Genomic DNA, 14,092 nt, shown 5'->3' with positions numbered 1-14,092 from the left:
CGCCAGACGCTGCCGGCGATGGACAGCGGGCAATTCATAGGAATAATGCGGGGGATCAGGGGTACCTAACTTCGCCGACAGCGCGGGGAACGAAAACATGAAACACCCAGGGATTTCACGCCGCCATGTGCTGGCCGGCGCCGGCGCCGCTCTCGCAGGCGCAGCATTCTCCACGCGCGTGATGGCCGCTGCGCCGCCGCCGGAAGCGGTGACGCCCGCGCTGATCGACGCAGCAAGGAAGGAAGGCAAGGTCATCTATTACACTTCGACCGATTTGCCGGTCGCGGAGAAGCTGGCCAAGGCGTTCGAGGCGAAATATCCAGGCATCTCGGTGCGCGTCGAACGCACCGGCGCGGAGCGCGTGTTCCAGCGCATCGGCCAGGAATATTCCAGCAACATCCACGCCGTCGACGTCGTGAACTCCTCCGACGCCGCGCATTTCATCGTCTGGAAGCGCGACGGCATCCTGGCGCCTTACGTGCCGGAAGACGTCGCAAAATTCTATCCGGCCGAGCACAAGGATCCGGACGGCCAGTTTGCGAGTTTTCGCGTCTGGCTCAGCATCATTGCCTACAACACCAATCTGGTGAAGGCGGAGGACGCGCCGAAGAGTTTTGCCGATCTGCTCGACCCCAAATGGAAGGGCAAGATCGTCAAGGCGCATCCGGGCTACAGCGGCACCATCATGACCGCGACTTACCAGATGCAGCGCGATCTCGGCTGGAGCTTCTTCGAGAAACTTGCCAAGCAGAACATCATGCAGGTGCAGTCATCCGCCGATCCACCGAAGAAGCTCGATCTCGGCGAGCGCGCGGTGATGGCCGACGGCAACGAATACAACATTTTTCAGATGAAGGAGGCGGGCCGCCCGGTCGAGCCGGTCTACGCCACGGAAGGCTCGCCGCTGATCATCGGACCGAACGGCGTCTTCAAGGATGCACCCAATCCGAACGCGGCGCGGCTGTTTCAGTCGTTCAGTCTCAGCCGGGAGGCTCAGCAGCTCATCATCGATGTCGGCGGCCTCCGCTCGGTGCATTCTCAAACCGTCGAGAAGGCGGGGCGCAAGTCACTGAAAGACATTAAGACCATGAAGGATGACGCCGCGGCGGTAGAGAGGGAGAGCGAGTCGATCAAGGCGCGCTACACAAAAATCTTCCGCATTTGACCGATATGGCCTCTGGATTGCCGGAGACGTCGGTCGCCGAAACGCTGGCCGAAAAGATCGTCGCACTCGGGCCCGGCGCATTGCCGGCTGCGACCGCGCGCAAATGCGAGGACCTGCTGATCGACGTGGTCGGGCTGTGCGTCACCGCGCGCAACGCGGACTACATCGGAAGCGCGCTGGCGGGCTGCGACGATGACGGCCCCTGTACGGCGATCGGGCACCAGCGCACGCTGAATGCGGCAGGCGCCGCCTTCGTCAACGGCACGGCCGCGCATGGCGAGGATTTCGACGATACTTTCGAGGGCGGCCCGGTGCATGCGGGCGCCGTGATTGTGCCGGCAGTGCTCGCTGCCTGCGAGCGGCATCATCCGGATGGCCGCATGGCGCTGACCGGGATCGCCGTCGGCACCGAAGTGCTGTGCCGGTTGAGCCTCGTGGTGCCGAAGGCCGTTCACAAGGCCGGTTTTCATCCGACGGCAATCTTCGGCGCGATGGGTGCGGCCGCCGGCGTCGGTGCCGCGCTTGGCCTCAACGCCAGGCAGATCGTAGATGCCCTCGGTGTCGCCGGCAGCTTGGCCGGCGGCATCATCGAATATCTTGCGGAAGGCGCCTGGACCAAACGGCTGCATGCCGGATGGGCGGCGCAGTCGGGTATCCGCGCGGCGCTCCTGGCGCGGGCAGGGTTCGTCGGGCCACGCACGGTGTTCGAGGGCGTGCACGGGCTATTCCATGGCTTTGCACATACCACGGAGGGCGATTACGATGCGCTGACCGGCGATTTCGGCACACGCTGGGTGACGGACACGCTGGCCTTCAAGCCTTATCCATGCGGGACCATGGCGCAGCCCTATATCGATTGTGCGCGCCGGCTGGCCGCGCGTGGCATCAAACCCGAGGATGTCACCGAGATCGTCTGCGAGGTGGCGGAGGGAACGGTGCACCGGCTGTGGGAGCCGCTCGCCGACAAGCAGCGTCCGCGCAACGGCTATGCCGCGAAATTCGCCGTGCCTTATCTGCTGGCTACCGGCTTCGTGCATGGCGGCGTCGGACTCGGTGCATTCACCGAAAACGCGATCCGCGATCCGCGCGTGCTGGCGCTCGCCGCCAAGGTGAAGTTCGTGATCGACCCGGATAATCCCTATCCGAACAATTATACCGGTCATATCCGCGCCGTGCTTAAAGACGGCAGCGTGGTCGAGGATAGGCAGCCTTATTTGCGCGGCGGCGCGCAGGAGCCACTGACGCGACAGGACGTGACCGACAAATTTCTGCTCAACGCCGCGCATGGCGGCTGGAGCGCGGTGCAAAGCGATGCTGCGTTGAAGCTGATGGCGGGGCTGTATAATGGCCGTATCGATCTCTCTCCATTGCGTGGGTAGCGGCTCATGACCAAAGAACTCGCCGGCAAGGTCGCCATCGTCACCGGCGCGGGCCGCAATATCGGCCGCGCGATCGCGCTGACGCTCGCGGAGGGCGGCGCGTCGATCGTGGTCAGTGCGCGCATCAACCGCGCTGAGGCGGACGCGGTTGTGCGCGAAATCGAGGCCGCGGGCGGCAAGGCGCTGGTTCATCTCGGCGACGTATCCGACGCCGCGGCGGTGCAGGCCATGGCGGATGCTGCCATGAAGCAATTCGGCCGTATCGATATCCTTATCAACAACGCGGCGCTGCGGCGCGAAAAACCCTTCGCCGAGATGGACTACGCGGCGTGGCGCGAAATCCTCGATGTGACCCTCGATGGAACGTTTCACTGCGTGAAGGCCTGCCTGCCGGCGTTGCGCACGTCAGGCGCGGGAACGATCGTCAATATCGGCGGCCTCAGCGCGCATACGGGTGCGAAGAACCGCGCGCATGTGGTGACGGCAAAGGCCGGCATCATCGGCCTGACCCGCGCGCTGGCCCACGATCTTGCCGATGACGGCATCACTGTGAACTGCGTGGTTCCCGGGCTGATCGGCACGCCGCGTCCCAAGGACAAGCCGGAGCCGGCGCATCATTTGATCCATCAGACCATCACCGGCAATCGTGGCCTGCCGGAAGACGTTGCTGCAACCGTTCGTTTTCTGTGCGGGCCCGGCGCGCGCTACATCAACGGGCAGGCCATCCACACCAATGGCGGCGCTTATTTCGGCGCCTGATGCATGGCTAACGGCCGTTTTTGCAGGTGTACTGCCGGACAAACCCTCTCGGCGACCGCGGCGTTTGATGTTACCTAGAAGCGCATGAACCAGCACGCCAAGGTCGATATCCGCCACTCCACCTGTCCGCACGATTGTCCGTCGGCCTGCGCGCTCGACATCGAGGTGATCGACGGACGCTCGATCGGCCGGGTCCGCGGCTCCAAGCTGCAGACCTATACCGCCGGCGTGGTGTGCGCGAAGGTCGCGCGCTACGCCGAGCGTGTTCATCATCCTGACCGGCTGCTCCATCCAATGCGCCGTACCGGACCAAAGGGTTCGGGCCAGTTCGCGCGGATTTCCTGGGATGAAGCGCTCGATGAGATCGCCGCGCGCTTCGATCAGGCCGAGCGCGAATTCGGCGCCCAGTCTGTCTGGCCCTATTACTACGCCGGCACTATGGGGCTCGTCATGCGCGACGGCATCAATCGCCTCGCGCATGTGAAGAAGTATTCCCGTTTCTACGGCACCATCTGTGCGACCGTCGCGCGCATCGGGTTTGCCATCGGCACCGGCAAGATCGCCGGCGTCGACCCGCGCGAGATGGGGGTCTCCGATCTCGTTGTGATCTGGGGCACCAATCCCGTGAATACCCAGGTCAACGTGATGACCCATGCCTCACGCGCCCGCAAGGAGCGCGGAGCGAAGATCGCGGCGATCGATGTCTACAACAACGACACGATGAAGCAGGCCGATATCAAGATACTGCTCCGGCCGGGCACCGACGGCGCCTTTGCTTGCGGCGTCATGAACGTGCTGTTCCGCGAGGGTTACGCGGATCGCGCCTATATGGATCGCTATACCGATTGTCCTGACGAACTCGAGGCGCACCTCGCGACCCGCACGCCGGAATGGGCTTCAGCGATCTCGGGCGTGCCGGTGGAAGAGATCGAGGCATTCGCGCGCATTGTCGGCCAAACCAAACGTTCGTTCTTCCGCCTTGGCTACGGCTTCACGCGTAGCCGCAACGGCGCGGCGCAGATGCATGCAGCGCTGTGCATCCCGGCGGTGACAGGCGCCTGGCAATATGAAGGTGGCGGCGCCTTCTTCAACAATGCTTCGATCTGGAAGTTCGACGAATCCATCATCGAGGGGCATGACGCGATCGACCGCACGAGCCGCTGGCTTGATCAGTCCCAGATCGGACGTATCCTGACCGGCGATGCCGAAGCCTTGAAGGGTGGACCGCCGGTCAAGGCGATGCTGATCCAGAATACCAACCCGGTGACGGTGGCGCCCGAACAGGCACTTGTGCGAAAGGGCTTTGCCCGCGAAGACTTGTTCATGGCGGTGCATGAGCAGTTTATGACCGAGACGGCTGCCATGGCCGACATCGTGCTGCCGGCGACGATGTTCATGGAGCATGACGATCTCTATTACGGTGGCGGTCACGGGCATATTTCGGTCGGCGCCAAGCTGATCGATCCGCCCGGCGAGTGCCGTTCTAACCATGAGGTGCTGCAAGGCCTTGGCCGCCGCCTCAACGCCGTGCATCCCGGGTTTGAGATGACGCCGCGCGAACTGATCGACGCGACGCTGAAAAAGAGCGGTCACGGCGATATCGAGACGCTGGAAGCGGATCTGTGGCGCGATATCCAGCCGGATTTTCGCACCTCGCATTATCTCGACGGCTTCGCGCACGCCGACAAGAAGTTCCATTTCAAGGCCGACTGGGCGCACCCGCCCGTCGGCAATCCGGGCCTGGGTCCTTGGGCCGAGATGCCTTCGCTGCCCGACCACTGGACGATCATCGAGGAGGCGGATGAGGTTCATCCGTTCCGCCTCGCCACTTCGCCGTCGCGCAGCTATCTCAACACCACTTTCAACGAGACGCCGGGATCGCAGGCCCGCGAGGGTGCGCCGACAGTGATGATGCACCCGGAAGACGCCGCAAGCCTTTCGATCGCCGATGGCGACGCCGTGACGCTCGGCAACATGCGGGGCGAAACCACGCTGACGGTAAAGCTGTTTGACGGGGTGCGCCGCGGCGTGCTGATCGCCGAGTCCATCCATCCGAACAAGGCTCATATCGGCGGCCGCGGCATCAACATGCTGACCGGGGCTGAAACGGTCGCTCCCATCGGTGGCGCGGCGTTCCATGACAACAAGGTCTGGGTGAAGAAGACCGCGCCCGCCGGCTAATTCCCGCTTGCAGTCCGCTGCCATCCTGCCGCAAATGCTTGCCATGCAACGGCAAACCAGGCGAGCGGGACAATGACCGACACGAACAGCGTGATACGCGAAAAGCGCGGACAGGCGTTCTGGATTACCATCAATCGGCCGGACAAGCGCAACGCCATCAATGCCGACGTGGTCGCCGGCATCGCGCGTGGCTATCGCGACGCGCATGACGACAAGGACGTCCGTGTCATCGTGCTGACGGGCGCGGGCGAGAAGGCGTTCTGCGCCGGCGCCGACCTGCAGCACAGCGGCGCGGCGTTTTCGATGGATTATTCCAGGCCCAATGTCGACTACGCCGATCTGCTGCGGCTGTCGCAGAACGCCACCAAGCCCGCAATCGCGCGGGTGGGGGGCGTTTGCATGGCCGGCGGCATGGGCTTGCTGTGCATGACCGACATGGCTGTTGCTGCCGATCACGTGATTTTCGGTTTGCCCGAGGTGAAGGTCGGCGTGTTCCCGATGCAGGTGCTCAGCCTGCTGCAGTCGATCGCGCCGAAGCGGCTGGTCAGCGAATGGTCGCTGACCGGCGAGCCGTTCGACGCGCACACGGCCAAGGAAGCCGGCCTCCTGAACTACGTGGTGCCGGCGGCCGAGCTGGACGCCAAGGTCGACTGGCTGGTCAGCCGCATCGTCGACAAGTCGCCGACCGCGATCCGGCGCGGCAAATACGCCATGCGGGCGATCGCCTCGATGTCGTTCGACGAGAGCATCGCCTATACCGAAAGCCAGATCGCGTTGCTGGCGATGACGGAAGACGCCAAGGAAGGCCTCAAGGCCTTCGGTGAGAAACGCAAACCGTCATGGCCGGGGCGCTGATCAGCCCGCGTTTGCCTTCAGTCCGGCGGCTTCGATGCCTGCGACGGCGCAGATCTCGTCATTGTCAGAGGTGTCGCCGCTGACGCCGACGGCGCCAAGCAGGCCGCCGTCATCCTGGATCAGCACGCCGCCGGGCACCGGCACCAGACGTCCCTGCGCCAGCGCATTCACCGCACCGACGAAATAGGCCTGCTCCTGGGCGCGCTGGAACAACGCCCGCGATCCCATGCCCAACGCGAGTGCGCCATAGGCCTTGCCGTGCGCAATCTCGGCCCGCATCAGGCTGGTGCCGTCCTGCGCCGCCGTGACTTTGACGCAGCCGCGGGCATCCAGAATGGTGATGACCAGCGGCTTCAGTTTCTTCTCGACGCCCTTGGCAAGGGCGGCATCGAGAATCTTGCGGGCGACGTCGAGGGTGAGTTCAGCCATGAATTAAGTTCCTTTGCGATTGAGCGGGATTAATGGTTGGGCCGCGCGCTGTCGAGGCTCATCGCGAGCACCCGGGCGACGTGCAGCGCTGCACGGTTCGTGCCATCCTTGATCTGGTGACGGCACGAGGTACCGTCGGCGACGATCAACGCAGCCACATCGGCGCGGCGAACGGCCGGCAGCAGCGACAGCTCGGCCATCTCCATCGAGGCTTGATAGGTGTCGGCGCCGTAGCCGAACGCGCCGGCCATGCCGCAGCAACTGGATTCGACGGTTTCGACACTGAGATCAGGAATGAGGCGAAGTATTTTTTCGACCGGCTTGAACGCCCCGAATGATTTTTGGTGGCAGTGACCGTGAACCAGCGCCTTCGTCGGCATGGCGCCGAGCGGCAGTTTCAGGCGGCCCGCCTCCGCCTCGCGAACCAGAAATTCCTCGAACAGCAATGCATGCGCGCTGACGCTCTTGGCGTCATTGTCCGAGCGCAGCGAGAGCAGTTCGTCGCGAAGCGTCAGAAGACAGCTCGGCTCCAGCCCGACGATCGGTACGCCGCGCGCGGCGAACGGCGCGTAGGTCGCGACAAGCCTGTTCAGTTCGCTGCGCGCCTGTGCGACCAGGCCGGCTGAGAGGAATGTCCGCCCGCAACACAGCGGACGGGCGCGGTCCACGGGTCGTGGAATGTGAACGCGATAGCCACCTTCGACGAGCACGCGCAAGGCGGCGTCGAGATTCTCGCGCTCATAGGCGCGGTTGAAGGTATCGGCGAACAGCACGACCTCATGGCCATCGGCGGGGCCGAAGACCTCCGCGTCGGCCTTGAACACGTCGCGGCGGAACGCGGGCAGGGCACGCTTCGCGCTGATGCCGGCAAACTTCTCGAACAGCGCACGCAGCAACGGACTGTTGTTGCGCCAGTTGGCGAGCGGGGCGAAGCGGGACGCGAGATCCGCATAGCGCGGCAGATAGCCGACCAGCCGGTCGCGCAGCGAAAGGCCGTGTCTCTCCGCGCGGGCAGCCAGCACCTCTATCTTCATCTTGGCCATGTCGACGCCAACAGGGCATTCATGGCGGCAGGCCTTGCAGGACACGCAGAGTTTGAGCGTGTCCACCATCTCATCTGAGGCCAGTGCGTCCGGTCCCAACTGGCCCGATATGGCGAGCCGCAGCGTGTTGGCGCGGCCGCGCGTGACGTCCTTTTCGTTGCGCGTCGCGCGGTAGGACGGGCACATCACGCCGCCCTCGAGCTTCCGGCAGGCGCCGTTATTGTTGCACATCTCGACCGCGCCCTGAAAGCCGCCGCCGGCACCGGGATAGGCCGACCAGTCGAGCGCGGTCTTGAGTTCGCCTATGTGATAGTCCGGCCGATAACGAAACAGCGAACGATCGTCCATTTTCGGAGGATCGACGATCTTGCCAGGGTTGAGCAGATTGTCGGGATCGAAGCGCTGCTTCACCTCGCGGAAGTCGGCAACGATGCGGGAGCCGAACATTGCTTCGTGAAACTCGGAGCGAACCAGGCCATCGCCATGCTCGCCGGAGTGCGAGCCCTTGTATTCGCGCACCATCTCGAACGTCTCTTCGGCGATGGCGCGCATCGTCTTGACGTCTTTTTCGAGCTTCAAATTGAGAACGGGCCGCACGTGCAGGCAGCCCTCGGAAGCATGCGCATACATGGTGCCGCGGGTGCCGTGCCTGGCGAAGATGGCGTTGAGCCGCTCGGTATAGTCGGCGAGGTGCGGCAGCGGCACGGCGCAATCCTCGACAAAGGAGACTGGCTTGCCCTCCTGCTTCATCGACATCATGACGTTGAGGCCGGAGGTGCGGAAATCCGCAATTGCCGTCTGCGTCGCGGGTTCGATAACGTCGACCACACCGCCCCATTTGCGCTGCGGATGGTTCCAGCCGAAGCCGAGATCTGACATCAATTCGGAAAGCTGCTTCAGTTTTTGCAGATTGTCGGGCTGATCCTCTTCCGCAAATTCGACAATCAGCAGCGCATCCGGATCGCCGCGCACGGTCGCCTCGATCACGGGCTGGAACATCGCGATGTCGCGGCCGAGCGCGATCATGGTGCGATCGACCAGCTCCACAGCAATCGGGCGGAGCTTGACCAGATGCTGGGCGGCGTCCATCGCCTCGTAGAAGCTGCCGAAGTGACAGACGCCGAGCACCTTGTTGCGGATGATGGGCCATAGCTTCAACTCGACCTGCGTGGTGAAGGCCAGCGTGCCTTCGGAGCCGACCAGCAGATGCGCCATGTTGTTCGGCGCGTTGCGCGGCACCAGCGCATCGAGGTTGTAGCCGCCGACGCGGCGCTGCACTTTGGGAAATCGCTTCGATATCTCGCCGGCCTCGCGCTCGCCGAGATCGAGCATATCCCGGAACAGCGCGAGCCCGCTCTGCGGCGAGGTCACCCGCGCCAGATCCCGCGGTACCTCGCCGAAATGCAGGAGCGTCCCATCGGCCAGCGCCGCATCCATCGACAGCGTGTTGTCGCGCATGGTGCCGTAGCGCAGCGAACGGCCGCCGCAGGAATTGTTGCCGGCCATGCCGCCGATGGTGGCGCGCGAGGCGGTCGAGACGTCGACCGGAAACCACAGCCCGTGTTTCTTGAGCTGGCGGTTGAGGTCGTCGAGCACGATGCCGGGCTCGACCACGCAAGTGCGGTTCTCGACGTCGAGCGAGAGGATGCGGTTCAGATGTTTGGAGAAATCAACGACGATTCCCTCGTTGACCGTCTGGCCGCATTGCGATGTGCCGCCGCCGCGCGGGGTGACAACCAGGCCGTCGGCGCGGGCGATCGCAAGCGCGCGCAGCGCCTCATCGATGGTGCGGGGGATCACGACCCCGAGCGGCATGATCTGGTAGAACGATGCGTCGGTGGCGTAGCGGCCTCGGTCGAAGGCGCCGAAAAGGACGTCGCCGGTCATGTTCGACCGCAGGCGTCGCTCGAGTGTTGAGGCGTTTTTCATCCCAAATCCAAAGTGACCCAAGAGGGTCGTTGTAACCCCTCAGCGGGATTATGCACTTTTTCCAGGGCGAATTACATTATGAATTCATAATCGACAAGCTAGCTGCCCGCAGCCTTAGCCGTGGCGGCGCCCCATGCCGCCGCCAGATGTTCAATGGCTGCGGCTCGCTTGTTGCGCAAGTGCTGGAACAGGATGTCGCTCAGCTCGCTTCCGGCGCGGCGGCGCAGCGCATCCAGGATCGCTTCGTGCTCGCGCATGGCCTCGCCCCAACGCTGCCGCTGGCGCGCGAAATTGGCAGAATAGCGGACGCGTCGGATCCGGCCGGCAAAGCTGGCGTAGGCCGCATGCAGGGTCTCGTTGCGCGCGGCGGCAACGATGCTCTCGTGGATGCGCTGGTTGACCTGAAAATAGCCGTGCATGTCGCTATTGAGGTAATGGCCGTACATCTCGTAGTGCAGCCGCTCGACTGCTGCGATTTCCTCGTCGGTGATGGCCTCGCAGGCAAGGCGTCCGGCGAGGCTTTCCAGGCCGGCCATAACGTCGAAAAGCTCCTCCAGATCCCGCACGCTAAGCTGGCGCACGCGTGCGCCGCGGTTGGGCAGGAGCTCGATCAAGCCCTCCGCAGCCAGGACCTTGAGCGCCTCGCGCAGCGGCGTCCTCGAAATACCAAGCATCTCGCAGAGCTGCCGTTCGGGAACGCGTGCGCCCTCTGGAATGTTGCCTTCGACCACGTAATCGCGAAGCCGCAGCAGGATTTCGCCGTGCAGCGAAGCCTCCTGGCGGTCGGGCTGGGTAATCGGCACCCCGGTTTCGGGAATCGTGGATTTCATTTGCATAACAGTAGTTTGCAGAATCTGCGGCGTCGACGATCCAAATCGAATACCAAAATTAGGTTGAAAAGACAAAAAATGAATGCAAAACAACTCGCAAGGCCTTTTTGGGAGGTTGTCATGCGGCAAGGACGGCATTTTCTGCAGATTCCAGGACCCAGCCCGGTCCCGGACCGGGTTCTTCGCGCGATGGACATGCCCGTGATCGATCACCGCAGCGCCCAGTTCGCCGAACTCGGGCGGGCGGTGCTGGAAGGTAGCCAGAGGATTTTCCAGACAGCTGGACCGGTGGTGATCTTTCCGTCGTCGGGGACCGGCGCCTGGGAGGCCGCGATCGTCAATACGCTTTCGCCCGGCGACAAGGTTCTGATGGTGGAGACCGGCCACTTTGCGACCCTGTGGCGCCATATGGCGGGCCGCTTCGGGATCGAGGTCGATTTCATTGCCGGCGATTGGCGTCGCGGCGCCGACCCCGCCCAGATCGAGGCCAGGCTCGCAGAGGATGCCGCACACGCGATCAAGGCGGTGATGGTCGTCCATAACGAGACGTCGACCGGCGCGACCAGCCGTATCGCCGAGATCCGCGCTGCGATCGACCGGACCGGACATCCCGCCTTGTTGATGGTCGACACCATCTCCTCGCTCGGGTCGATCGACTACCGGCATGAGGATTGGAAGGTCGATGTCAGCGTCGGCTGCTCGCAAAAGGGATTCATGCTGCCGCCCGGCCTCGGCTTCAACGCGATCTCGGACAAGGCCCGCGCCGCCGCGAGGACCAACCGGATGCCGCGCTCCTACTTCGACTGGGAGGAAATGCTGAAGCCGAACGCGAAGGGCTTTTTCCCATACACGCCGGCGACAAACCTGCTCTATGGGCTGCGCGAGGCGATCGCGATGCTGCTCGAAGAGGGGCTCGACAATGTGTTCGCGCGTCACCAGCGGCTCGCCGCAGCGACGCGAGCGGCGGTCAATCATTGGGGGCTGGAGGTGCTGTGCCAGGAGCCCCGGGAGTATTCGCCCGTGCTGACCGCCGTGCTGATGCCACCGGGGCACGACGCCGATCAATTCCGCCAGGTCGTGCTCGACAACTACAACATGTCGCTCGGCGCCGGCCTGTCGAAGGTCGCGGGCAAGGTATTCCGCATCGGCCATCTCGGCGAATGCAACGAGCTCACGCTGCTCGGTGCGTTGACCGGCGTGGAGATGGGGCTGTCGGTCGCCGGCGTTCCGCACCGTCCCGGAGGCGTCGATGCCGCGATGAAGTATCTGGAGCAGCGTCCGCAAGGCAATTCCCCCGCGCATCTCAAGGTCGTCGGCAGTTAGCCGGCAGCTCGCGCGTGCCGGGGGCGCCGCTCCAACCCTGCTCCTTATGCATTGACGTGCGGCGTCCGGCGGGCGACAAGCCCGCCAAATGGTGATATTCGAGCGGCTCGAAACGCCAAGGCAATACCGGGAAGGACGCCCATGACTGTGCATACTGGAAGGCATTTTCTGCAGATTCCGGGACCGACCAACGTGCCGGACCGGGTGCTGCGCGCGATGGACATGCCGACCATGGACCACCGGGGTCCGGAATTCGCCGAGATCGGCCACGCCGTGCTGGCCGCCATGCAGCGGGTGTTTCGCACCAAGCAGCCGGTGATCATCTATCCGTCGTCCGGCACCGGCGCCTGGGAGGCGGCCCTCGTCAATACGCTGCAGCCCGGCGACAAGGTTCTGATGGCGGAAACCGGACAGTTTGCCGTGCTGTGGCACGGCATCGCCGAGAAATTCAAGCTGGACGTCGACTTCCTGCCCGGCGACTGGCGCCACGGCGCCGACCTCGAGCAGATCGAGGCCAAGCTGTCGGCCGACAAGGCGCACAAGATCAAGGCTGTGTGCGTGGTGCACAACGAGACCTCGACCGGCTGCGTCACCCATCCGCAGGAAGTCCGTAAAATTCTCGACCGCGTCAATCATCCCGCGCTGCTGATGGTCGACACCATCTCCGGTTTGGGATCGCTGGAATATGAGCACGACGCCTGGGGCATCGACGTGTCGGTGGCCGGGTCGCAGAAGGGCCTGATGCTGCCGCCGGGTCTCGGCTTCAACGCCATCTCGGAAAAGGCGCTTGCGGTAGCGAAGGCGAATCCCGCGATGCGCTCCTACTGGGACTGGCAGGAAGTCATCGCGATCAACAAGGCCGGCACCTGGCCCTACACGCCCGCGACCAACTTGCTGTTCGGCTTGCGCGAGGCGGTCAAGATGCTCGAGGAAGAGGGGCTGGAGAACGTCTTCGCCCGGCACAAGCGCCACAGCGCCGCGACGCGCGCAGCCGCCAAGGTGTGGGGCCTGGAAACGCAATGCCAGCAGCAGGGCGCGCATTCGCCCGCGCTGACCGGCGTCGTCATGCCGGAAGGCCATGACGCCGACAATTTCCGCAAGGTTGTGCTGGAAAACTTCGACATGTCGCTCGGCACCGGCCTGAACAAGATCAAGGGCAAGGTATTCCGGATCGGCCATATCGGACATTTCAACGACCTCATGATGATGGGCACGCTGTCGGGTGTCGAGATGGGTCTCGATCTCGCCAAGGTGCCGCATCGAGGCGGTGGCGTGCTGGCGGCGATGGAAGTGCTCAAGGGACGCGATACTGTGCCGATGCCAAAGGCCGCCGTGGCCTGAGCCTGTTTGACCGAAACAAAAACAGAGAGAGCTGCGATGAACGCTCCTGTAGCTTCGACCGAAGACCTGATCTATTCCGTCGAGGACGGCATCGCCCGGCTGACGTTCAACCGTCCACAGGCGCGCAACGCACTGACCTTTGCCATGTACGAGCAGATGGCGGCGACCTGCGAGACCATCAACAACGACCGCTCGATCAAGGCGATGATCCTGACCGGCGCCGGCGACAAGGCGTTCGCGTCCGGCACCGACATTTCGCAGTTCCGCGCCTTCAAGACCGCGCAGGATGCGCTCGACTATGAAGCGCGGATCGATCGCGTGCTCGGCGCGCTGGAGGCGTGTCGGGTGCCAACGATCGCGGCGATTGCCGGCGCCTGCACCGGCGGCGGCGCGGGGATCGCGGCGTGCTGCGATATCCGTATCGGCACCGAGGCGACGCGGATCGGATTTCCGATCGCGCGCACGCTCGGCAATTGCCTGTCGATGTCGAATATCTCGAGGCTGGTTTCGCTGGTAGGCCCCGCGCGGACCAAGGATCTGATCTTCAAGGCGCGGCTGGTCGAGGCGCCGGAAGCGCTGGCGCTCGGCCTGCTCAATGAAGTGGTGCCTGATGTCGCGACACTGCAGCGCCGCGCCGACGAAACCGCAAAGCTTGTCGCCAGCCACGCGCCGATCACGCTCGAAGTCACCAAGGAAGCAGTGCGCCGCATCCGGCGGACATTGACTCGCGACGAGGGCGAGGACCTGATCCTGCGCGCCTATATGAGCGAGGATTTCCGCGAGGGAATGGATGCGTTCCTCAACAAGCGCTCGCCGAACTGGAAGGGCAAGTAGGGCAACCAGCGGTCAGAACCGCCC

At 63.9% G+C, this 14,092-nt stretch carries 11 protein-coding genes; 8 read left to right on the top strand and 3 right to left on the bottom strand.

Annotation, left to right across the window (positions count from 1 at the left end; all coding sequences use genetic code 11):
• Positions 1-97: 97 nt before the first annotated feature.
• From V1293_RS13500 to V1293_RS13480, 5 genes are all read left to right on the top strand, one after another.
• Positions 98-1,165, top strand: a complete 1,068-nt coding sequence (locus V1293_RS13500) for an ABC transporter substrate-binding protein (RefSeq protein WP_334510208.1) — start codon at positions 98-100, stop codon at positions 1,163-1,165.
• Between the two features lie 5 nt (positions 1,166-1,170).
• On the top strand, positions 1,171-2,544 hold the full coding sequence (locus V1293_RS13495) for an MmgE/PrpD family protein (RefSeq protein WP_334510206.1): 1,374 nt from the start codon (positions 1,171-1,173) through the stop codon (positions 2,542-2,544).
• Positions 2,545-2,550: 6 nt separating this feature from the next.
• On the top strand, positions 2,551-3,303 hold the full coding sequence (locus tag V1293_RS13490) for an SDR family NAD(P)-dependent oxidoreductase (RefSeq protein WP_334510204.1): 753 nt from the start codon (positions 2,551-2,553) through the stop codon (positions 3,301-3,303).
• An 84-nt stretch (positions 3,304-3,387) separates the two neighbouring features.
• Complete coding sequence (locus V1293_RS13485; RefSeq protein ID WP_334510202.1) at positions 3,388-5,484, top strand: molybdopterin oxidoreductase family protein; 2,097 nt, start codon at positions 3,388-3,390, stop codon at positions 5,482-5,484.
• A gap of 72 nt (positions 5,485-5,556) precedes the next feature.
• Positions 5,557-6,339: an enoyl-CoA hydratase/isomerase family protein gene (locus tag V1293_RS13480; RefSeq protein ID WP_334510200.1), complete on the top strand. Its 783-nt coding sequence runs from the start codon at positions 5,557-5,559 to the stop codon at positions 6,337-6,339.
• On the opposite strand, the gene V1293_RS13475 is transcribed toward V1293_RS13480, so the two are convergent.
• The 3 genes from V1293_RS13475 to V1293_RS13465 form a co-directional block, all read right to left on the bottom strand.
• Positions 6,340-6,768 (bottom strand): GlcG/HbpS family heme-binding protein, encoded by a 429-nt coding sequence (locus tag V1293_RS13475; RefSeq protein WP_334510198.1) that lies wholly within the window; start codon positions 6,766-6,768, stop codon positions 6,340-6,342.
• A 29-nt stretch (positions 6,769-6,797) separates the two neighbouring features.
• Positions 6,798-9,740 carry an FAD-binding and (Fe-S)-binding domain-containing protein gene (locus V1293_RS13470; RefSeq protein ID WP_334510196.1) on the bottom strand — a complete coding sequence of 981 codons (2,943 nt, stop codon included), beginning with the start codon at positions 9,738-9,740 and terminating at the stop codon, positions 6,798-6,800.
• Positions 9,741-9,838: 98 nt separating this feature from the next.
• The gene (locus V1293_RS13465) at positions 9,839-10,570 is read right to left on the bottom strand and encodes a GntR family transcriptional regulator (protein WP_334516715.1); all 732 of its coding nucleotides are present in this window, start codon (positions 10,568-10,570) and stop codon (positions 9,839-9,841) included.
• 120 nt (positions 10,571-10,690) lie between these two features.
• Here V1293_RS13465 and V1293_RS13460 point away from each other — a divergent pair, with 120 nt between their 5' ends.
• From V1293_RS13460 to V1293_RS13450, 3 genes are all read left to right on the top strand, one after another.
• Positions 10,691-11,893 (top strand): pyridoxal-phosphate-dependent aminotransferase family protein, encoded by a 1,203-nt coding sequence (locus V1293_RS13460; protein ID WP_334510194.1) that lies wholly within the window; start codon positions 10,691-10,693, stop codon positions 11,891-11,893.
• Positions 11,894-12,034: 141 nt separating this feature from the next.
• Positions 12,035-13,234 carry a pyridoxal-phosphate-dependent aminotransferase family protein gene (locus V1293_RS13455; RefSeq protein ID WP_334510192.1) on the top strand — a complete coding sequence of 400 codons (1,200 nt, stop codon included), beginning with the start codon at positions 12,035-12,037 and terminating at the stop codon, positions 13,232-13,234.
• Between the two features lie 36 nt (positions 13,235-13,270).
• On the top strand, positions 13,271-14,068 hold the full coding sequence (locus V1293_RS13450; RefSeq protein ID WP_334510191.1) for an enoyl-CoA hydratase/isomerase family protein: 798 nt from the start codon (positions 13,271-13,273) through the stop codon (positions 14,066-14,068).
• The last annotated feature ends 24 nt before the right edge of the window (positions 14,069-14,092 follow it).

Source organism: Bradyrhizobium sp. AZCC 1693, assembly GCF_036924745.1.
GTDB lineage: Bacteria > Pseudomonadota > Alphaproteobacteria > Rhizobiales > Xanthobacteraceae > Bradyrhizobium.
Note: the sequence above shows the minus strand (reverse complement) of the source record. Positions and strands in the feature narration are given on the sequence as shown.